This window comes from Enterococcus devriesei, from assembly GCF_001885905.1.
In the GTDB taxonomy this organism is placed as follows: domain Bacteria; phylum Bacillota; class Bacilli; order Lactobacillales; family Enterococcaceae; genus Enterococcus_A; species Enterococcus_A devriesei.
In genome coordinates this window covers 14231-34535 of the sequence record NZ_JXKM01000010.1, presented here as the reverse complement: position 1 = coordinate 34535, position 20305 = coordinate 14231, and the positions used below count along the sequence as shown (strand labels likewise).

At 36.5% G+C, this 20305-nt stretch carries 22 protein-coding genes and 3 pseudogenes; 9 read left to right on the top strand and 16 right to left on the bottom strand.

Annotated features, from left to right (window positions below; all coding sequences use genetic code 11):
* Positions 1-182 precede the first annotated feature (182 nt).
* The 3 genes from RV00_RS16285 (at position 183) to RV00_RS12525 (ending at position 1404) form a co-directional block, all read left to right on the top strand.
* Positions 183-971, top strand: a complete 789-nt coding sequence (locus RV00_RS16285; protein ID WP_211272394.1) for an IS3 family transposase — start codon at positions 183-185, stop codon at positions 969-971.
* The gene (locus RV00_RS16895; RefSeq protein WP_087060386.1) at positions 872-1111 is read left to right on the top strand and encodes an integrase core domain-containing protein; all 240 of its coding nucleotides are present in this window, start codon (positions 872-874) and stop codon (positions 1109-1111) included. The genes RV00_RS16285 and RV00_RS16895 overlap by 100 nt, the downstream gene beginning before the upstream one ends.
* Before the next feature lie 95 nt (positions 1112-1206).
* Positions 1207-1404 carry an IS3 family transposase gene (locus RV00_RS12525; protein ID WP_002297837.1) on the top strand — a complete coding sequence of 66 codons (198 nt, stop codon included), beginning with the start codon at positions 1207-1209 and terminating at the stop codon, positions 1402-1404.
* A 178-nt stretch (positions 1405-1582) separates the two neighbouring features.
* Here the strand turns inward: RV00_RS12525 and RV00_RS12515 are convergent, their stop codons facing one another.
* Entirely contained in the window at positions 1583-2020 is a 438-nt protein-coding gene (locus RV00_RS12515) for a universal stress protein (protein ID WP_005879133.1), read from the bottom strand.
* Positions 2021-2028: 8 nt separating this feature from the next.
* Complete coding sequence (locus RV00_RS12510; RefSeq protein ID WP_040366370.1) at positions 2029-3636, bottom strand: Nramp family divalent metal transporter; 1608 nt, start codon at positions 3634-3636, stop codon at positions 2029-2031.
* A gap of 275 nt (positions 3637-3911) precedes the next feature.
* Between RV00_RS12510 and RV00_RS12505 the strand changes: the two genes are divergently transcribed.
* The 4 genes from RV00_RS12505 (at position 3912) to RV00_RS12490 (ending at position 7084) form a co-directional block, all read left to right on the top strand.
* A complete protein-coding gene (locus tag RV00_RS12505) occupies positions 3912-4643 on the top strand; it encodes a metal ABC transporter ATP-binding protein (protein WP_071862913.1) in 732 nt (243 codons plus the stop codon).
* Positions 4644-5498, top strand: coding sequence for a metal ABC transporter permease (locus RV00_RS12500; protein WP_005879136.1), 855 nt, complete (start codon positions 4644-4646; stop codon positions 5496-5498).
* A 2-nt stretch (positions 5499-5500) separates the two neighbouring features.
* Complete coding sequence (locus tag RV00_RS12495; protein ID WP_067626998.1) at positions 5501-6436, top strand: metal ABC transporter solute-binding protein, Zn/Mn family; 936 nt, start codon at positions 5501-5503, stop codon at positions 6434-6436.
* Between the two features lie 246 nt (positions 6437-6682).
* Positions 6683-7084, top strand: a complete 402-nt coding sequence (locus RV00_RS12490; RefSeq protein WP_071862912.1) for a metal-dependent transcriptional regulator — start codon at positions 6683-6685, stop codon at positions 7082-7084.
* Between the two features lie 137 nt (positions 7085-7221).
* Here RV00_RS12490 and RV00_RS16145 read toward each other — a convergent pair.
* The 11 genes and pseudogenes from RV00_RS16145 to lacA form a co-directional block, all read right to left on the bottom strand.
* A pseudogene (locus RV00_RS16145) lies at positions 7222-8336 on the bottom strand (IS3 family transposase).
* A gap of 141 nt (positions 8337-8477) precedes the next feature.
* A pseudogene (locus RV00_RS12470) lies at positions 8478-9053 on the bottom strand (zeta toxin family protein); the annotation flags it as partial.
* A 385-nt stretch (positions 9054-9438) separates the two neighbouring features.
* Positions 9439-10338, bottom strand: a complete 900-nt coding sequence (locus RV00_RS12465) for an aldose 1-epimerase family protein (RefSeq protein ID WP_071862908.1) — start codon at positions 10336-10338, stop codon at positions 9439-9441.
* Between the two features lie 20 nt (positions 10339-10358).
* Entirely contained in the window at positions 10359-10631 is a 273-nt protein-coding gene (locus tag RV00_RS12460) for a DUF3884 family protein (RefSeq protein ID WP_002305107.1), read from the bottom strand.
* A 22-nt stretch (positions 10632-10653) separates the two neighbouring features.
* The gene (lacG, locus tag RV00_RS12455; protein ID WP_010051937.1) at positions 10654-12060 is read right to left on the bottom strand and encodes a 6-phospho-beta-galactosidase; all 1407 of its coding nucleotides are present in this window, start codon (positions 12058-12060) and stop codon (positions 10654-10656) included.
* Between the two features lie 146 nt (positions 12061-12206).
* Complete coding sequence (locus RV00_RS12450) at positions 12207-13913, bottom strand: lactose-specific PTS transporter subunit EIIC (protein WP_071862907.1); 1707 nt, start codon at positions 13911-13913, stop codon at positions 12207-12209.
* Positions 13913-14230 (bottom strand): PTS lactose/cellobiose transporter subunit IIA, encoded by a 318-nt coding sequence (locus RV00_RS12445; RefSeq protein WP_002290550.1) that lies wholly within the window; start codon positions 14228-14230, stop codon positions 13913-13915. Before RV00_RS12445 ends, RV00_RS12450 begins: the two co-directional genes overlap by 1 nt.
* A gap of 27 nt (positions 14231-14257) precedes the next feature.
* The gene (gene lacD, locus RV00_RS12440; RefSeq protein WP_002290551.1) at positions 14258-15238 is read right to left on the bottom strand and encodes a tagatose-bisphosphate aldolase; all 981 of its coding nucleotides are present in this window, start codon (positions 15236-15238) and stop codon (positions 14258-14260) included.
* Positions 15239-15240: 2 nt separating this feature from the next.
* Positions 15241-16173: a tagatose-6-phosphate kinase gene (gene lacC, locus RV00_RS12435; protein ID WP_067627794.1), complete on the bottom strand. Its 933-nt coding sequence runs from the start codon at positions 16171-16173 to the stop codon at positions 15241-15243.
* Between the two features lie 10 nt (positions 16174-16183).
* Positions 16184-16699: a galactose-6-phosphate isomerase subunit LacB gene (lacB, locus tag RV00_RS12430; protein WP_071862906.1), complete on the bottom strand. Its 516-nt coding sequence runs from the start codon at positions 16697-16699 to the stop codon at positions 16184-16186.
* A 15-nt stretch (positions 16700-16714) separates the two neighbouring features.
* Positions 16715-17140, bottom strand: coding sequence for a galactose-6-phosphate isomerase subunit LacA (gene lacA, locus RV00_RS12425; RefSeq protein WP_010740268.1), 426 nt, complete (start codon positions 17138-17140; stop codon positions 16715-16717).
* 488 nt (positions 17141-17628) lie between these two features.
* Here lacA and RV00_RS12420 point away from each other — a divergent pair, with 488 nt between their 5' ends.
* Together RV00_RS12420 and RV00_RS12415 are read left to right on the top strand one after the other, a co-directional pair.
* Positions 17629-18396, top strand: coding sequence for a DeoR/GlpR family DNA-binding transcription regulator (locus RV00_RS12420; protein WP_010740269.1), 768 nt, complete (start codon positions 17629-17631; stop codon positions 18394-18396).
* Between the two features lie 4 nt (positions 18397-18400).
* Positions 18401-19381, top strand: a complete 981-nt coding sequence (locus tag RV00_RS12415) for an HAD family hydrolase (RefSeq protein WP_071862905.1) — start codon at positions 18401-18403, stop codon at positions 19379-19381.
* An 88-nt stretch (positions 19382-19469) separates the two neighbouring features.
* Here RV00_RS12415 and RV00_RS12410 read toward each other — a convergent pair.
* The 3 genes and pseudogenes from RV00_RS12410 to RV00_RS12400 all read right to left on the bottom strand — a co-directional run.
* Positions 19470-19769, bottom strand: a pseudogene (locus tag RV00_RS12410) (zeta toxin family protein); the annotation flags it as partial.
* A gap of 1 nt (position 19770) precedes the next feature.
* Positions 19771-20043: an antitoxin gene (locus RV00_RS12405; RefSeq protein WP_071862904.1), complete on the bottom strand. Its 273-nt coding sequence runs from the start codon at positions 20041-20043 to the stop codon at positions 19771-19773.
* Between the two features lie 16 nt (positions 20044-20059).
* Positions 20060-20275, bottom strand: coding sequence for a peptide-binding protein (locus RV00_RS12400; RefSeq protein ID WP_001835296.1), 216 nt, complete (start codon positions 20273-20275; stop codon positions 20060-20062).
* Positions 20276-20305: the final 30 nt, after the last annotated feature.

The following is a 20305-nucleotide window of genomic DNA, read 5'->3' as shown; positions in this document are numbered from 1 at the left end:
AAAACGCTACACGAAAGAATTTAAGAAACGATTTTAGAGTTGCACAAACAAGGAAAATAAGCACGACAATTATCCTTAGAATACGAAGTTGGATATTCTACTATACTAAAGTGGGTTCAAGGTACAACCAGAATAAGTCCGGGCGGACTTACTCCGGACGAAGCTAAAGCTTTAAAAAAGCAATTAAAAGAAAAAGACGAGGAACTCCTCATCTTAAAAAAATCACTCGGCCTGCTGGCAAAGAAATAGAAATCATTGAATTCATCCGTCAAGAAAGAGAAGCAGGCCATCACAGTGTGTCAAAAATGTGTCGTCTGCTTGGCATATCTAGAGCTGTGTACTATCGTAAAATTAATCCGACCCCATCCAAAAGAGCTAACGAACAAGTTTTGTTGGATCGTCGAGTCCTCCGTGTCTACCACGAAAGTGGTCGTGTCTACGGTGCTGGGAAAATTCATTATATACTCGCACAAAACTATTCAGACTATCGAAAAATCAGCATGAAATGTATTCAGAGATCAATGAGGCGTCAAAAGATCCGATCTATTGTCATTAAGAAATTCAAAGCAGGCAAGCCTGCCAAGAAACTCTTGAAAAACTATCAAAATTTATTGAAGCAAGATTTTTCTACTACTAGGTTGAATCAGAAATGGGTAGCTGATATCACATACATCCATACGTTAGACGATGTATGGTGCTATCTCTCAACCATCATGGACCTTCATTCAAGAAAAATTATCGGTTATCACTTTGATCGTAATATGACGACTGTTATTGTAGAAAAAGCCCTTGAGGACGCTGTTTCAAATAGAAATGTTGAAAATGGGCTGATTTTGCATACCGATTTAGGGTCGCAGTATACAAGTAATGAATACGAAGAACGGCTGAAAGAATTAACTATCACCATTCCTACAGCCGTAAAGGCTGTCCCTACGATAACGAAGGAATCGAATCATTCCATGCATTATTGAAGAAAGAACATGTGTCCCAACGACCAATATATCAAACTTTTGAAGAAGCAAGGCGACAAATTTTCAGTTACGTTCAAGGATTTTATAACAACCACAGAATTCACAGTGCTTTAGCATATCTGTCTCCGGTTGAATTTTAGAAAAAGATACTGGCTGCTTAACATAAAAAATCTCTCGTAAAAAGTGTCTCAGCTATTGACTCTAATCCAAAAAGCATTATCACATTCCAGGAGGAATGGTTCTACAAACGGATTTATGCAGCCAGTATACAATAATCGAATCTTCCTATGCATCATTGAAAAAAGAAGAGGTCTATACGACTACTTACTCAGATTTTGAAGAAGCCAAACGAGCGCTATTTAGCTACATTAGTTCGATTGGTTATCTAACTCCACAGGAGTTTGAAGACCTGTCAAGAGAGGAAATAGCATAACCATCTCTATNCTTACTCAGATTTTGAAGAAGCCAAACGAGCGCTATTTAGCTACATTAGTTCGATTGGTTATCTAACTCCACAGGAGTTTGAAGACCTGTCAAGAGAGGAAATAGCATAACCATCTCTATTAAAATTTGTCCAAGATATTGACCCAAATACATATTATCTGCAATATTTACTTAATAACTGTAATTGAGATTGGAGAATTTTTAACCATATAAGTAGCATGCGAACCAAAATATCCTTTAATCCCATGCATTGATCGCGATCCAATGATTAAGATATCTGCAGATGTTGCTGGCAAAATCGTCTTAGTAATTTCCTCGGCCGGATCACCTTCTCCACTGTACAGCTGAATGTTTTTTACACCGCTATTTTCTGCATATTGTTTGTACTTTTCCAAATTAAGTAACAATTGACTTTGTTTCTGGCTCAAGTACTCAGGGTCTAACGCTTCATAAACATTCAACTCTTCAATTTCTAAAATTGAGGCAATCAGTAATGCGGCTCCAGTTTTACTCGCTTGCTTTACAGCATATTGAAAGGCTTTTTGAGCTCCTTCTGATTCATCTACCCCAACTAAAATATTTTTAAATTCATCAAATCCTTCCATAGTGCATCTTACCTTTCATTAATTAATTGATTATATTTTTTATTTCCTTTATACAGTTCAATAATTGTCCACGCTAACAGTAGTAATACTGCGACGATAATGACATAGGCAATAGAATCAGCTAGTACAAGTTGGCTTGATGTCACCTTTTCACCAAAAAAACCTTCAATTTGGCCGGGCAATCCAATCAAATTTAAATATGTCAATCCAATTACTGAACCCCATCCTAGTATCCGAATAACTATCGAATTTTTAAACCGGCTTCCCATTTCCACCTCACTATTGGTCATCATTAATAATGGTACCATCGAAAATGGTAACGCAAAAGCTAAGAAGACTTGTGAATTATTCATTAGTGTATTTAACGCTGTGTGCTCCCGAATCGTTCCTTGCCTGCTTGTAATAATTACACAGATTAACACTGGGATAACTGAAATCAAACGCGTAATTAAACGTCTTAGCCAAATTGGCATTCTCATATGAATGAATCCCTCCATAATTACTTGTCCAGTTAAAGTTCCGGTAATCGTTGAATTTTGTCCAGAAGCTAGTAACGCGACTGCGAATAATGTAGAAAGAAGACCTGATTTTGCAACGGTGATTAAAATTCCGTTACTCAATGTATCCGGATTTGATAAAGCCTCATACAACCCAAAGAATGATGGATCTTTCACTGCCCCTGTTTTAAAAACAGCAACTCCCATTATGAGCAATAAGGAGTTAACAAAAAAAGCGAGAGTCAATTGAATGTTAGAATCCCATGTTGAAAATCGTACAGCATTGGCGATTTCATCTTCATCCGTACGATTTATCTTTCGAGTCTGAGACACAGCCGAATGTAGATATAAATTATGAGGCATAACGGTTGCACCAATAATTCCTAATGCACCAGTTAAAGGCGTTTGACCACCAATTGAATGTGTAGAGGAGAACGTTTCACCAGTCGGAACCAATCCTTTAAGTACATCCCCCCAATTAGGATCAGACAACGCTACTTGATAAACAAACACAAAAAGAATTACAAAAATCAAACAGACAACTATTGCTTCAATTTTTCTAAAACCAACTTTCGTTAACAACAATAATAATAAAACATCAAATACCGTAATAAAGACTGCGACGACAAGCGGAATATTAAAAAGTAAATAAAGAGCAATTGATGCGCCAATTACTTCCGCAATATCTGTTGCCATAATCGCTAATTCCGTTAAAATCCATAAAATGATTCCTAGTTTTTTACTCGTTCTCGCTCGAATTGCTTGAGCTAAATCCATTTGACTAACAATTCCCAATTTAGCAGCCATATATTGTAATAGCATTGCAATTAAACTAGACATTAAAATGACCGACATTAATAAATACTGGAAGTTTTGCCCACCCGTAATCGAAGTAGACCAGTTGCCTGGATCCATATATCCCACAGCAACTAATGCTCCCGGTCCAGAATAGGCGAACAGGATTTTCCAAAAGCCTTTGCCTTTGGGTACCTCGACAGTTCCGTTAATTTCCTCTAAAGAGGGACCATTCGCATGCTGAATTAATCGAGGTTTGTGCTCTTTACCGGACTGACTTGTTGTATCTTTCAAAATATTTCCACCTTCCTTTAAAAACATCATAAGCATACACCTCTTTTTTATTAAATTAAAGCAAAATATTAGACAAACCTAAAAAAAAATAAACATTCGCCTAATTTAATATTATTTGCCTTCATTTCATTTGTATCGGAATGAATCAATTGTACACGTTAAAAATATATCTATATGATAATTACCATTGTTAATATTCACGATTTTTTGTTGAAATAGTCGAGAGAAAAAAATAAGGTTGACCAAAATATTTTTAGAGGTTAAGCTAAAATTAGAAAAATTTAGTTTTTAAAGGAGGTTTTTATTTGTTAACTGTAAAAAAATTATCTGTTGCGTACGGCGATACACCGGTATTCAATAATTTATCCGTCCATTTTAATGCAGGGAAGATTACTGGCATTATCGGACCTAATGGAGCTGGTAAATCTACTTTAATCAAGGCAATATTGGGTCTTATTCATCCAAAATCAGGTAGTAGCGCGCTTGATGGTCATTCAATGGCAACAGTAAAAAAGAAGGTTGCCTATGTAGAGCAACGAAAGGATTTAGATCTCAGTTTTCCAATCAATGTCTATGATTTGGTTTTAACTGGTAGTTATGGAAAACTGGGATTGTTTAAGACTCCAGGAAAAAGCGAACGTGTTGCTTGTGATGCAGCTCTTGAGCAAGTTAAAATGACTGACTTTGCTAATCGGCAAATAGGTAATTTGTCAGGCGGACAATTACAGCGGGTATTCGTAGCTCGAGCAATTTTACAACAGGCAGAAATTGTTGTCTTAGATGAACCTTTTGTTGGAATTGATGTGGAAAGTGAGCGTGCCATCATGGCTATTTTAAAACAATGGCGAGACGAACAAAAAACCATTATCGTTATCCATCACGATTTAAATAAAGTTTATGATTACTTTGATGAATTAGTCATTATGAATCACAGAATCATTGACTTTGGGCCAACTCAAGAAGTCTACAATTCGAAGAATATCAGTAAAGCATTCAGTGCTGACTTATCTTCAGTTCTATTTCAGGAGGTAAATTGAATGACTGCTCTCTCGGATTTTTTTCAAGCGTTAGGAAAATATGATTTCCTTCAAAGTGCATTAATCACTGCAATAATGGTGGGGATTATGTCTGGGATTATTGGGAGTTTCATCATTCTACGAGGAATGTCTTTGATGGGGGACGCTATTTCTCATTCAGTATTGCCAGGGGTTGCTGTTGCTTATATGTTAGGTATAAATATCTTGATTGGAGCATCTATTTTTGGTGTACTAGCTGCAATGTTAATCGGCTACGTGGCTTCTCATAGTAAAATCAAAGTAGATACTGCAATAGGGGTTGTCTTCAGCTTCTTTTACGCATTGGGATTCATTTTAATCTCTATGGCCGAAAGCTCAACCAATCTACACCATATTTTATTTGGAAACATTCTAGCTGTTAGTAATAGTGATATGATCACAACGGCAATTGTTTTAGGAATTGTGATTATTTTTGTACAAGTATTTTATAAAGAATTGTTAATCACTTCCTTTGATCAGACCTTCGCTAAAACATATGGATTAAATACCCAACTAATCCACTATAGCCTTATGCTCGTCTTAACGCTAGTAACCGTATCAGCATTACAAACTGTCGGAATCATCTTAGTAGTGGCCATGTTAATTACGCCAGCTGCAACAGCATACTTTTGGACCGACCGCTTGTCCGTGATGCTTGTTTTCTCCGCTATATTTGGTGTTGTCGCATCAATTTGTGGTTTGTACTTCAGCTACACATTCAACTGGGCTTCTGGTCCAGCGATTGTTATTGTCGCAGCAGGGTTATTCTTAATTTCCTTTATCTTCTCACCAAAACAAAACTTGTTACATATACACAAAAATAGAAAAGAGGCGTAAATATGAAAAGAATATTAGTAACCATCGTAGTAGTGATCGCAGCCGTCGCCGGAGTAATCTTTTTTGTCAACGGACGAAGTGGAGATTCCAAACAATCAACAGATTCCAAAAAAATCAGCGTAGTAACTACAAACTCGATTTTGGAAGACATGGTTAAAAATGTGGCTAAAGATCGCGTTGAACTATATAGTATTGTTCAACGCGGCGTGGATCCCCACGAGTATGAACCTAAACCGGAAGATATCTCAAAAGCAACAGATGCAACAGTTTTATTTCACAACGGACTGAATTTAGAAACTGGCGGTAGTGGTTGGTTCAAGAAGTTGGTAAGCACTGCTCATAAAGAATTCGATAAAGATGTTTTCGCCGCCAGTGAAGGTGTAACACCGGAGCACTTAACAACCAACGTCGAAGAAGAAGATCCTCATGCCTGGCTTGATTTAGCCAATGGTGTTCAATACGTCAAAACAATCACCAAAGTCTTAAAGGAAAAAGATTCAAAAAATGCAGATTATTACCAAACTAATTCTGATGCTTATATCAAAAAATTACAAAAGTTACATGAGGAAGCGCAATCAAAATTTCTCGATATTCCTGAATCACAGCGTTTATTGGTCACCTCAGAGGGTGCCTTCAAATACTTCTCAAAAGCCTATCATGTTGCGCCAGCTTACATTTGGGAAATCAATACCGAATCTCAAGGTACTCCCGAACAAATGAAAGCTGTGTTAGCTAAAATAGAAAACTCTGATGTCAAACATTTGTTCGTAGAAACCTCTGTTTCATCTAAGTCAATGAATAAAGTTGCCGATGAAACGGGATTAGAAATTTATTCCAAAATTTTTACTGATTCATTAGCAAAAGAAGGTTCCGAAGGCGATACCTACTATACAATGATGAAATGGAATCTAAACAAAATTCATGATGGTCTAGCTTAGCAATGTTAAAAACATATTGATATTTTAAAGTTTCCCTCTAAGTAATTATTCTTGTAGTTTATTTAGAGGGACGACTTTTGATGATTGAGCGGTCCTCAGATATCTCATTACGATAAGATATCATCAAAAGACAAATTATTACTTAGCTAATTTTTTTCTTAGGATTATTTTTAGATATGTTACATAAAGACACCCCGGTTTAATAACGTAGGATGCTACTGATTTTACTTGAAAGGAGAACTAACATTGACACCAACCCAAGAAAAGTATCTGCTAGTTATTGACAAACTTAGTAAAGATAAAAAGTTGGTAAGAAATAGACAGGTTGCTGATATCCTAGAGGTCAAGCCTTCTTCTGTTACAGAAATAATGGATAGACTGGTAAATCAAAATATGATTCAGCACATTTCTTATCAAGGTGTTTTTTTAACATCCTCGGGTGAGGAACAAGTAGCTTTACTTAAAGAAAGACGTCTCATACTCTCAACTTTCTTAACATCATATCTCGGCATTTCTAGAACTGAGGCACCAGAAATTATAAATGAACTCCTACAAATTCATAGCTCTCTATTTTTTGAAAGACTTAAATGTTATATAGAACAGGAGACTATTGAAAGTCGTATCCAATATGATAAATACTTTTCATAAAATAAGTTGGAATGGCAACAGTTTTTTTGACAAATTTTATAAGGTGCAGAACTTCTTTCCGTATGCTATTCCGATTGTCCTTGACAATGAGCCCCTCCTCGGATGTGACGATCTTCGGCAGGAGCTAACAGTTAAAGTTAGACTGCCTCGCTAGCGTTAGCACATCCGAGCTCATTATCAAGGATTCGCTGCGCCAATCTCTGGTTACGGTAACCAACCGGTGTCTCGTAGCCAAGTGTACCGTGCAACCGAAGGTGGTTCCACCAATTGACATAGTCAAATAACTCCAAATCCAATTGTTGTAAGGTTTCAAATGTGTATTGATAGACAAATTCTACTTTCAGCGACTTATAAGTTGATTCAGCTACGGCATTATCAAAAGGACAGCCTTTATGACTCAATGATCGATTGATGTCAAAAGTTGTTAATAATTCATCAATAGCTTGGTTATCAAACTCTTTTCCACGATCAGTATGAAAAATCTCAACCTCTGTCAGAGGTTGTTTGATACGGCTAAATGCTTTTTTTACTAGAACGGCATCTTTATGTTCTCCACAAGAATAGCCGAGAATTTCTCGATTGAACAGATCCAAAATGAAACAGACATAATTCCATTTTTTCCAGACTCGTACATAAGTCAAGTCTGTAACGATCGCTTCTAATGGGTTGTCTCTTAAGAATTTACGATTCAATACGTTTGTCGTTTTGGCTTCATTGCAAGTAGAATGATGTACTTTAAAATAAGCAACAGTATAGCTCGATTTTAATCCTCTATTTTTCATGATTCTACTAATTTTTCGTCGGCTGATCTGAATGCCTCATTTTGATAAGGCTTTTTTTATTTTTCTTGAGCCGTAGGCCTTTCGGCTGCGGATAAATTCTTCAGCGACTGCTTCTTCAAGTTCTGATTCGTCTTTCTTTGGTTTTGATTGATAATAATAGGACTGACGTGATAGACCTAATATTCTGCACATCGCTGATATAGGGTAAAGATGCTTATTCGCATCGATTACTTGTCTCTTCGTCCGAATATCAGCGCTGCTTGCTTTAAAATATCATTTTCCATTTCTAATTGCTGGTTTCTTTTATGTAGTTCTAACAATTCTTTTTGTTCAGGCGTAAGATTATCTTTTTCTTTGAATGAACCACTCGTTTTAGATTGCTTTACCCATTTGTCAAATGCTGAAGCCGTTAGTTCATATTCTCGAATGATTTCTACACGTGGCTTTCCAGCTAAGTAAAGATTGACGATTTGTTGCTTGAATTCTTGTGAAAAAGTTCTTCGTGTTCACTTAGACATAAAAATTCCTCCTGGTATATTTTCTTCTAGTCTACACACCTTAATTTTTCTGTCTAGTTAATTGTAGCCTATCCACTTTTCCTTTTTTAAGGTTTAAATACCTGGAAGTTTAGGTGTTTTGGGTATTGGTGGTGTAGGTGGCTGCAAGCTTTCCATTTTTTGTTGAATTACTTTAAATTCAGAGGTTTCTTGGTGTTGATTTTGAACCATTTTTTGCTCTATTCTCTCCAAAGTCGGTTGAATTTCTTTCCCTGATACTTTACGATTTAATTCTCTTTCTAAGGTCTCTTTCGGACTAATGGAAGGCGTTTCTAAGCTTGAATAGAGTTTCACTCCTTCTCTATTGTAAAGCCTTATATCGCTAAATAAGCCCGTTTTATGAAGGGTTTCTAAATTGGTCGGCAAGTTTTTGACAACAATATCATGCGCTTGTTTTGGTGTTGCCCTAGCTGTCATTGGATCATCTGCATACATGGTTTCATATCGTTCAATCGTTCCTAAGTATGATTCAATTTTCGGTACTGCCGTGACGTACATTTTTGTTTCATAACCTTTAGATTGAAGCATTGTGGCTGTTTGGATAGGAACGTCTGTTGTTCGTCCTGTTCCTTCAATCACTAAATTATAGCCTTGATCGCTTAAACGGCTAATAAGTGCTTCTGTCATACGAACATAGTTGATTTATTCACCATACTTCCCATTACATCGTAAAACGCTATATTTAAGATTTCAAACAACTATATTAATAGGAAGAAAACTTCATTTTTCCTCTTAGTTCTATAAAAAGTGTGGCTAATTTGAGGCAAAATATTAAATTAAATTTGCCACAAATTAATGGCTCCACTATTATTTTAAATCAAGAAGTAGTAAATAATCTTATTTTTTTACTACCAGACTGTCTTTAGATATTAGCTTTTCGTCACCCACTACAGTTGACATAGACCCACAAAAAACTTAAAAACCTTGCAATGTAAGACTGGCACGGAGAAGACCAATCTATCATCACAAGGTAAGAGTATTCAAATCTTATTGAAGACTCAAATAATAACAAATTTTAATTAAGGATAGTAATATCATAGATTTTTCTAGAAGTTTCTTGAGGTGAAATTTTCGTTACCTGTCTTTTATCTTCTAAGAAATTACCTTCTTCAAGTGAAGTGGAGAGACCACTCCAAGGTTCCAAAGCAATGAATGGACTTTTATTAGTTGTAGACCACAGAATCAAGTTCGGAAAATCATCAAAATCTACTCGAAGACCTTTACCAGACTTCCTTGACCGAAGCGTTACGCTACGAGACTTGAGCTGGTCAAGTGTAATGGCATCATGGGAAAAAAGTGAGTAGTCCAAATCGAGAATCTTTTGATTTTCCAAAAAAGGTGTCCGATCTTGCAAATCTAATAATCCTGTCTCAGGAAAACTCTTTGGTATCGAGCAAGACTCAACCTCACTAAATTCAATATAATAATCCTCATAGTTTTCACCTTCTACTAAAGGACAATTGAATGCTGGATGGGCTCCAATAAAGTAAGGCATTGTTTTTTCCATTTCCAAGTTCGTTACCTGAAATTCGGTTCTAATTGATTTACCATTCAAGGTATAAACAACTCTCAGTTCAAACTGATATAGGTAATTATCAAGCATCTCAGCATTTGGTTTAATACTAAAGGTCACGCTATTATCATTGACTTCTTCCAGAATAAATTCTTCTTTTCGAACAAAACCATGTCTACGAATAAGACCTGTAAAAAAGGGTCTTTCTTGAGGTCTATAAATAGCCCAATCATTTCGTAAACTACCACAGATAGGAAATAGAATAGGCGCCTGTCCATTCCAATAATTTGGATCAGCTTGCCAGAGATACTCTATCCCATCCTTGTCTTTAATCGAAGTCAGTTGACCACCAAGTGTTTTAAACTGAACAGTAAGATACTCGTTTTTTAATTCGATAGTCACAACTAATTCCTTTCTTTTTATTATTGGAAAGGCAAATAATTTACCTCGAAGTGAATAGTCTCACGTATTTCTACATCGAGTGATTGTAAAAATTCCCATTCAAATGCTGATAACTCTAAATCAGAATGGCAAATCCACTCTTTTCCAGTTGAAACATACCATTTACCACATTTTAGCAACGGGGTAGCTTCAAGCTCAGGAATCATAGGACAATCTTCGAAACTAACAATATATACCTTTTCAAAGCCTGGTCTAAATAAGTGTTGTACTTTTTCTAAAGTATCGGATAACAATTTTTTACATTTTCAAGTAATATTACTCTATCACTTGAGTTTCTGCTACTTTCTTATACCAATGAGCTGATTTCTTAGGATAGCGTTCTTGCGTGTCAAAGTCTACATAGAATAGTCCATAACGTTTTTCGTATCCGTTTGACCATGAGAAGACATCCATAAGTGACCAGATGAAGTAACCTTTAACATTTGCACCATCCGCAATTGCGTCTGATAAAACTTCCAAGTGTTTCTTCACGTAATCAATACGACCATCATCATAAACGGTATTATCTACAAACTCATCTTTGTATCCAAGACCGTTTTCAGTGATGTAAATCTTCTTATAGTTTGGATAATCATTTTTCACTCGCATGATTTGGTCATACAAGCCTTCAGGATAAATTATCCAGTCCCAATCCGTTCTAGGCACATAATCTGGTGCGATTCGGCGACCAACACCTTTAATCTGGTACTTAGAACTTCCTTTTTCACCCTTACCATTGTGAATGATTTCAGTCTCACCATCAAAGGCTTGCATCCAATCACTCATGTAGTAGTTGATACCAAGGAAATCGTTCAAATCTTTAGCTGCTTCAAGTGCTTGGAAGTCTTCATCACGAAGATCAAGTTCTCCACCATTTTCAGCTAGGATGTGGTTGACCCCTTCCATCGTTTTATCTGAATAGTGTCCAAGGTAGGTTGCATCCAAGATAAATTTGTTATGGATGATATCTTCTAACTCAGCGGCACGAACATCTGCTGGATTTTCTGGATCATAAGGGTATTTGGTTGGCAACGCATGTACTACACCAATCTCGCCTTTATAACCTTTATCTTTATACAATTTCACAGCACGTGCATGAGAAACCATCATATTGTGGTGTGATTGGAAGACTTTGGCAAGATCATATTGAATGCCTGGAGGGAATTTACCAACCAAGTATTGACCATCTCCAATTGGGCCAATTTCATTGAAAGTTGTCCAGTAGTTTACTTCTGGGAACTCTTCAAAACAGAAAGCGGCATAATCTACAAAGTGTTCTATATTTTCGCGGTTTAAGAAATCTCCATCTGAGTGAAGAACTTCTGGTGTGTCAAAGTGGTGCAAAGTCACGAATGGCTCAACATGACGTTTGTGGCACTCGGCAAAAAGATTATGGTAGAATTCAACACCTTTTTCATTTACTTCGCCATAGCCAGTTGGGAAAATACGAGACCAGGCAATTGAAATACGAATACCATTAACGCCATATTTTTCAGCTAATTCTAAATCAACAGGATATTTATGGTAAAAATCACTTGCAGGCTCTGCTGTGTACCAATAATTGTCTTCAAGATACTTATCCCATGCAACTGGGCCTTTACCATCCGTGTGAGTCGCACCTTCTGCTTGATAAGCAGCTGTAGCACCACCAAAAATAAAATCTTTAGGAAGTTTTTTAGTCATAACTATAAATCCTTTCAAAAAAAGCATTTGAGACGATATTCTGAGTTCCGGAAACCAAGGAAATGAAATGAAATGCAATGATATGGTTAACAATATTATAAGGAACTGAAAGAATAATCTCGTCTCAAATAACTTTTACAAATTTATTAATCAAACTGTTGTTGAACAAATGCAAGAGCACCTTGTCCATCACGTGTCAATTTGATATATTGAGCTCCTTCAGTTTTTGCAAGTTTAATGCCCAATTTATCTGTTTCAGCCTTCATATCATCGAAGTTTGAAGCGACCTGTGGAGCCAAGATAACCAAGTCAAACTCTGGCAACATTTCACGGTGAGCACCATAACCACCCGCTGCCGCTTTGACTGGAACATTGTATTCTGCTGCTGCTTTGTTCAAGGCATTGGCAAGCAAGCCACTTGTACCTCCACCTGCACAAAGAACAAGGACATTAGTTTCTTTTGTGATATTATTGTTTGCTGCTACATCTTCTTTAGCAACGCCTGCTTTTCCAAGAACGGCATCTGCTTTAGCAGTATTGAAGTTTGCAGCTACTTTTTCTTTAAGAGCATCGTTTGTTTTACCAGAACGTTCTTCTTCAAGAATTTGTTCATCGTATACCTTAACAAATGGGTAATAAATGATAGTATCAACAACTACCAAGAGTCCGGCTAAGATAAATGATAGAACTTGGAAGTTAGTACCGAGTACAATTCCCAACGGACCAGGAGTAACCCATGGAAGGTTGGCAGAGAATGAGTTCATGTTCAATGTGTCAACAAAGAATTTAAAGATCCAAACGTTGACAATCGGAGCGAAAATGAACGGTACAAAGAAAATCGGATTCAATACGATTGGTGCACCAAATAAGATTGGCTCATTAACCCCAAAGAATGTTGGAACAACTGAGGCACGTCCGATGGCACGGTTACGTTCTGATTTACAAATCCACATGAACAAGAATGGAACAATCAATGTAGCTCCTGTTCCACCCATGGTAACAATAAACATTTGAGTACCAGAAGTGATAACTTTGTCTGCATGTTGTCCAGCTTGGATAAGATGCAAGTTGACATCGATATTGGCATAAGTGATAGCAGCGATTGCTGGTTCGACAATTGAAGGACCGTGGATACCAACAAACCAGAAGAAGGCATAAGCACCAAAGATAAGTGTAATTCCAAGGTAACCATCTGCAGCTGAGAAGAGAGGAGCAAGAAGGGTACCGATTGATTCTGCAACGGTTACACCAAGAGTTCCCTTAACAATGAGTTCAAGTCCATAAAGGAGAACAACCGATACAGTGAATGGAATCAAGTCTTTAAATACTTGAGAGATATTTGGTGGAACCTCTTCAGGCATACGAATAGTAACATTATTTTTCACACAGACCTTGTAAACATTAACTGTCACAAAGGCTGCAATAAATGCTGTCAAAAGACCTTTTGTTCCCATGAAGGCTGTCAAGAAGCCTCCTTCTTTTGCAGGCTCAGCTGCCATCAAAAGGAACCCTACCATAGACGCTAGCATCGTAGATAAGAAGTTAATCTGATTGGTCGCAGGTAGGTCACGGTTCATTGAGTCCGTCAAAGCTTTAGCGGTAGTACCACCAACAAAGAATGCTAGGATACCCATCGAATAGCTATAAGGAGTCATCAAGAAGGTCTCAATGTCTTTTGACCAGTGGAATCCCCAAGCATTTGGGACATAGGCAATAAGGATAAAGATAGATGAGAAAAGGATGACTGGCATACCAGCGATAAATCCATCACGAATAGCACGAAGATAGATGTTTCGAGAGATTTTCTCAAAGAACGGTTTCCCTTTCTCAATAAGTTCAATGAGTTTATGCATTATTTTGCTCCTCTTTTATAAAGTTCGATGAGGTGATGAATCACATCTTTTAATAAGACAGTAGTCATTAAGTGGTCCTGACCATGCATCATGGTAACGCTGTATGGAAGTTCCTCCCCAGAAGCTTCTCGAGCCAACATAGCTGTCTGAGAATTGTGAGCCTCTGCAATACAGCTTCCTGCTTCTACTACAAGACTATCTGCCTTAGCGAAATCACCATTTTCAGCCGCTTTAAGCGCTTCTAAAAGTTTAGAGCGAGCATCTCCAGCATAAGCAACAATTTCAAACCCTAAGAGAGTCATCTCTTCTCTGTTCATAACAATATCCTCCGTTTTATGTTTTTACTATACTTTATCAGTCCATGGACTAGCTGTTTTAACAAGAACTTTGTTAAGTTCATCAATATTTTCGAATCCAGTAGTACGCAACCATTCACGTGCTGCTTTTTCACCTTCTTTGATGTAAGGTTCTACAGATCCTGCCCAAGTAGCACGTCCACAAAGCACACCATTAAACTTGGCACCTGAGTCGTGAGCAAATTGCAATGTTTCTTGGAACAATTTAGCAGATACACCTGCACTTAGGTAGATGTATGGAAGGTTAGTCGCTTCTTCTTGTGCTTTAAAGAAGTCAGCAGCTTCAGCTTTACTGTAAACCACTTCACCATCAGCAAAACCTTCGACATATTTAACGTTAACTGGTACTTCTACTTTAAGAACATCAATGTTAAAGCGTGGATCAGAGAAAACTTTCATCGCTTCAATGACTTTGCGAGGTTTCACTTTTGCATATTCAACAGAACCTGCATCTGAGATTTCTTCATCATAAGCAAGGATTTCCAAGAAGAAAGGAATATCTTCAGCGACACATTCAGAACCAACACGTTCAATATAAGCTTGTTTTTGTTGGTTAAGTTCATCTGAGCTGTCTACATCATAGTAAAGTAAGAACTTAACGGCATCAGCGCCTTGCTCTTTGATACGTTTTGCAGACCAAACATCCAAGCAGTCAGGCAAACGTTTTGTACTTGATGTATCATAACCTGTTTTTTCATAGGCAAGAAGAAGACCTGCTTCTTTATCCAATGCTTTTGTTGCTGGAAGTCCATATTCAGGGTCAAGCAACATTGAAGAAGCGTATTTTGTAAGTTCATCAGCAACCAAAACCTTTAGTTCTTCCATTTGAGCTACAGTTGGTTCTGTATCTTGATACTGTGCCATCAAACGTTTCAAAGCACCACGTTGGTCAAATGCCAAAGCTGAGATAACACCGTTTTTATCTGAAATTTTTTCCAAAGATTTGCGTTTCTGTTCTGTAAGTACCATTTTTATACCTCTTTTACTCCAATTTGTGAGTTTAGTGTTTCGTAATTAGTCATATTCACATGCCCTGTCATTGTTTCTTGAGCATTTAACATACCCAATGTCATCGCATGTTTTAATAAGTCAGCGTCACTTTTTTTACTATTTAAAGCTGATGCAATACCAGCTACCGTTGAGTCCCCTGATCCGACTGGATTAACAACTGGGATATCAGGAATATCTACCTTATAGAAAACATCACCATGTTTTGCAAAGGCACCGTTTCGACCTAATGAGACCACTATCCATTCGATACCACTAAAAAGTGACTCTTTAAGAACGTCTTTGAGTTCTTCAATATCTTTTGTTACTTCTTTTCCAAGCAACTGTGAAAGTTCCTCATTATTAGGTTTGATGGCAGTAGGTTTAGCCGACGATTTTAGAACTGTTTCAAGAGGTGCACCTGAACAATCCAAAACGACTGCTACTCCTTCATCCGAAGCAAGTTGGATAAGTTTTTCATAATAATCGTTGGGAAGTCCTGAAGGTAAACTTCCTGAAATTGTCACAACTTCTGATTGTTTAATAAGATTGCTATAGTGGTCAAGAAAGCCTTCTGCTTCTTCATGAGAAATTGTTGGTCCTTGTTCCAAAATTTCTGTTTGGTTACCCTCGTGTAAGATAGCAATACAGTTTCTAGTGTTTACTGAGATTTTATAAAAAGCTGGACTAACAGGAGATTGTTCTAATTCGCTTTCAATAAATTCACCAATTTTACCACCTAAGAAACCTGTAGCAGTAACTTTATCACCAGATTCATACAAGACTCTAGTAACATTTAAGCCTTTTCCACCAGCTGTCTTACTAACATCTTTCACCCTATTCACTGTATCAATTTTCAATGTTTCTAGAGGATAAGAGATGTCTACTGAAGGATTTAGTGTGACTGTCAGAATCATTTGTTATACCTTAATCGTGGTAGTCACCACGGTCCCATTTTTCAAGGAATTCTGTAAAGAAATCTTCATCTGCTTGATGTGCATTATGTGTTTCAACGTGTTCGATTTTTGCAATCAATTTTTTATTTACTTCTGTTGGTTTGTACTCAGCTTCAATGAAAGCTTCAATGATGTCATTCATAAGAAGACCACCAGTAATCATTCCACCGAAACCGATAACATTCGCATTTAACTCTTCTTTTGCATACATAGCTGATGTCATATCACGAACCAACGCTGAGCGAACACCTGGAACTTTATTGACTGCATTGTTAATGCCGACACCTGTACCACAGATACATACTCCCAAGTCTGCTTGACCACTTACTACTGCTTCACCGACTTTTTTACCATAGATAGGGTAGTGAGTACGTACGTGGTCATATGTCCCGAAATCAAGGACCTCATGTCCTTTTGATTTCAAGAATTCTGATACTGCCATTTTTTCATCTGTGACAATGTGGTCACATCCAATTGCGATTCTCATTCCTTAACTCCTTTCTTAACACATCTTGTTAAGCATATCTACTCGGATTTGATGACGTCCGCCATCATATTTACCACTGACGAAACCTTTAGCGATGTTTTTAGCAAGCTCATCACCGACGATTTCAGCGCCAACCGTAATCATTCGTGAATTGTTATGTCCACGTGTCATATAAGCTGAGCGTTCATCTGAAACTTCTGCTGCAACCATACCTTTAATTTTAGTTGCTACCATGAATGGACCAGCTCCATAAGCATCAATTACAATACCTAAGTTTTGCTCATCTTTATTTACTTCAGAGGCAACTGCCAAGGTAACATCAACAAAATCTTGTCCGTCCTTAGTCACATCAATTACCTCAAAACCTTCTTCTACAAGAAAATTTTTCACAACATCTTTTAATCTCGTACCTTTGAGATCTGCACCAACAACAATAGCCATTTTGACTACCTCCTAAATTTTAGAAAGAAATGCTACGTAGAAGTAGAAAACATTTTGCAAAATGTTCGAAATAACGTTTTCATCATTTCTTTGTTTATATAATATCAAACATTCAAACAAAAAGCAACGCTTTTTTGTTTATTTTTTGTTTTTTTTATTTGTTTTTTTAAAAAATAGATAACACCGTTAAATTATTGTTCATTTTTGTTCATTTAATCCATCACAAAATGGACGTGAAATATCTATTCAAGTATTACAAAAGTCTTTTACTTTCTATAACTTACTGATTAAGAGGTCCTACTTTATTTTCGTCTTATACAAAATCTGACCTAAGCTAATATACGTCAATCCTCTGTTCTTATTTCATCATCTAACATTTGTTTTTGTTTGAAATTGTTTGTTTTACCTTGAAAATATTGTCTTTTATGATACAATTAAAAGAGAATTATCTTTGGAAAAAAATTACTTTATGAAAGAAGAGTTTTCATATGAACAAAAAACGACGATTAGAAAAAATTTTAGATATGTTAAAGATTGATGGGACCATAACCATAAAAGAAATAATAGATGAACTAGATATTTCCGATATGACAGCCCGTAGAGACCTTGATGCTCTAGAAGCTGATGGACTTTTAACACGTACTCATGGTGGTGCACAATTGCTTTCCTCTAAAAAGCCACTTGAAAAGACACATATCGAGAAGAAAAGTCTAAATACAAAAGAAAAAATTGACATTGCTAAAAAAGCCTGCTCTTTAATCAAAGATGGCGATACTATTTTTATTGGACCCGGAACTACACTTGAACAACTGGCATTAGAATTGAAAGGTCGTAAAGGTTATAAAATTCGTGTCATTACAAATAGTCTCCCTGTGTTCTTGTTTCTAAATGATAGCGAAACCATTGATTTATTGCTTCTTGGCGGTGAATATAGAGAAATAACTGGAGCTTTTGTAGGTTCAATGGCTTCGACAAATTTAAAAGCAATGAGATTTGCCAAAGCTTTTGTTAGTGCAAATGCTGTTACCCATAATTCTATTGCTACATATAGTGACAAGGAAGGTGTGATTCAACAACTTGCCCTAAACAATGCTGTAGAAAAATTCTTATTAGTAGACAGTACTAAATTCGATCGATACGATTTCTTTAACTTCTATAATCTAGATCAACTCGATACCATCATTACAGATAACCAGATTAGCCCTCAACACTTAGAGGAATTTAGCCAGTACACTACTATTTTAAAAGCGGACTAGAATTATGACTTATAAAAATATTGTTTTTGACCTTGATGACACTCTTTATGACCATCAACTCCCCTTTAAACGTAGCGTTGAGAAATGTTTTCCAACGATTGATATCCAACAAATAGATAACATTTGCAAACGTTTCAGATATTGGTCTGATGTTGCTTTTCCTAAATACACGAAAAAACTCATCAGTATTGAGCAGCTTAGAATTTTTCGCTGTCAGAAGACTATGGAAGAATTTGGCATCGATAGTATTTCTAGGACAGAAGCTCTAGACTTCCAAGCTGACTATGAATATGAACTCGATCAGATTACGATGATTCCTGAGATACATCAACTACTGCTGGCTCTACATAAAAACCACATCCCAATAGGTATTCTAACTAATGGCCCTGTTGACTTACAGAGTCGAAAACTCCAAAATATTGGTGCCTATCAATATTTTGAAAAGCAAAATATCATCATTAGTCAGTCCACTCACGGAGGAGCTGCAGAAAATAGCTATGAAGGTAATGTAAAAAACTTACAAAGTTACCGAAATGTCCAATTATCTAAAAGGGCTATAGAAATTCTTAAAGAGGAAATTGAGTTAAATCACCAACATATAAGATTCAATCCTGATTATAAAGATAATGGATGGATTTTTACTTCCAAAAGTCGTCATAAACCCGACTATAATGGAACACCTCTTCATTATAGTGTCCTTAACAATTTCCTCAACTCACCTGAAAATGGAAAATTAAATCGAAAAGGTAATCCAAAACGAGCAGGAATTGATATTGATAATAAACTTAGTTTTAATAAACATATTACGGCCCATATATTCCGTCATACGCATATTAGTTTCTTAGCAGAGCAAGGAATACCCCTAGAAGCAATTCAAGACCGTGTAGGGCATTCTAGAGGTAGTCGTGTAACAGAAATTTATTTGCACATCACTAAAAAAACAAAGGATCAAATTATACCTATCCTTGATACTCTTACACAATAAGTGTGGCAAATCTGTGGCAAAACATAAGAAAAAGGCTTGTCCATATTGGACAAACCCTTTATTTTCAAGCTTATATAACCTAATTAAGCTTTACCAGCTGATTAGAATAGGATGTTGCATGTTTTACTACGTCTTTTTCATAGAGTTTCACTAATTCGTCAAAATTTGGGTGCTGTTGTTTGAACGTATCGTTATCAATGATAACAACATTTCCTTGTGTTTCTTCGGAAATTGCCGATCGTAAACTAGTTTTCCCTGATCCTGGTTGCCCACCAAGTAAAAAAGCGGTTGGCGATTCAACCGCTAGTCTATTTTTAGTTAGTCGTTCAACATTCTTTTCTAAACGATCTTCAAATTGCTTTTCGGTGAAGTCAGTAATATTCGCCATGTTAAGCCACTTTCTCTTTTGTCAAAATTTGTTTTGAATATTGATTCATTGACCGCCAATACTCATGAATAGCTTGTAATTCTTCAAATGGTTGTTGAAATAAATCAACTTCTTGTGCCACTTCTAATTGATTTAAAAGATTCACTTCTAGTAAACGAGTATTTTTAGTATCTAGTTCATGATTCAAAACATAATTTAATACCCGATTATAAACACTTGCCGATAACTCATTAATGATTTCAATTTCAAATATTTTTTCATACGTAACTGCCATTTCATTTTCACTCCTTTTAAAGTTTGTCAGGTAAATATTTCCGTATATATTCTTCTAAGGCTTGATCCATAACTTCTTTTACGTTTCCGCCATTCTTTGCTGTTTCGATTTTTATGATATGGTGCAAGTCAGCACGAACACGAACCGTCTTATCCCCCATTATATCTTTTTTTGCGCTGATTGGCGTATCATTTCGTTTTGCTTTCTGTGCGCCTAAGTTTCCCACAATCACTCACTTCTTTCTATTTCTTCTTATTCTTAT

What these genes read in the sequence shown, in the direction of transcription:
- RV00_RS12525 (WP_002297837.1), top strand. Translation starts at nt 1,207, where the DNA reads ATGGTTCTACAAACGGATTTATGCAGCCAGTATACAATAATCGAATCT.
- RV00_RS12515 (WP_005879133.1), bottom strand. Translation starts at nt 2,020, where the DNA reads ATGGAAGGATTTGATGAATTTAAAAATATTTTAGTTGGGGTAGATGAA.
- RV00_RS12510 (WP_040366370.1), bottom strand. Translation starts at nt 3,636, where the DNA reads ATGATGTTTTTAAAGGAAGGTGGAAATATTTTGAAAGATACAACAAGT.
- RV00_RS12500 (WP_005879136.1), top strand. Translation starts at nt 4,644, where the DNA reads ATGACTGCTCTCTCGGATTTTTTTCAAGCGTTAGGAAAATATGATTTC.
- RV00_RS12495 (WP_067626998.1), top strand. Translation starts at nt 5,501, where the DNA reads ATGAAAAGAATATTAGTAACCATCGTAGTAGTGATCGCAGCCGTCGCC.
- lacG (WP_010051937.1), bottom strand. Translation starts at nt 12,060, where the DNA reads ATGACTAAAAAACTTCCTAAAGATTTTATTTTTGGTGGTGCTACAGCT.
- RV00_RS12450 (WP_071862907.1), bottom strand. Translation starts at nt 13,913, where the DNA reads ATGCATAAACTCATTGAACTTATTGAGAAAGGGAAACCGTTCTTTGAG.
- RV00_RS12445 (WP_002290550.1), bottom strand. Translation starts at nt 14,230, where the DNA reads ATGAACAGAGAAGAGATGACTCTCTTAGGGTTTGAAATTGTTGCTTAT.
- lacD (WP_002290551.1), bottom strand. Translation starts at nt 15,238, where the DNA reads ATGGTACTTACAGAACAGAAACGCAAATCTTTGGAAAAAATTTCAGAT.
- lacC (WP_067627794.1), bottom strand. Translation starts at nt 16,173, where the DNA reads ATGATTCTGACAGTCACACTAAATCCTTCAGTAGACATCTCTTATCCT.
- lacB (WP_071862906.1), bottom strand. Translation starts at nt 16,699, where the DNA reads ATGAGAATCGCAATTGGATGTGACCACATTGTCACAGATGAAAAAATG.
- lacA (WP_010740268.1), bottom strand. Translation starts at nt 17,140, where the DNA reads ATGGCTATTGTTGTTGGTGCAGATCTCAAAGGTACGAGATTAAAAGAT.
- RV00_RS12420 (WP_010740269.1), top strand. Translation starts at nt 17,629, where the DNA reads ATGAACAAAAAACGACGATTAGAAAAAATTTTAGATATGTTAAAGATT.
- RV00_RS12415 (WP_071862905.1), top strand. Translation starts at nt 18,401, where the DNA reads ATGACTTATAAAAATATTGTTTTTGACCTTGATGACACTCTTTATGAC.
- RV00_RS12405 (WP_071862904.1), bottom strand. Translation starts at nt 20,043, where the DNA reads ATGGCAGTTACGTATGAAAAAATATTTGAAATTGAAATCATTAATGAG.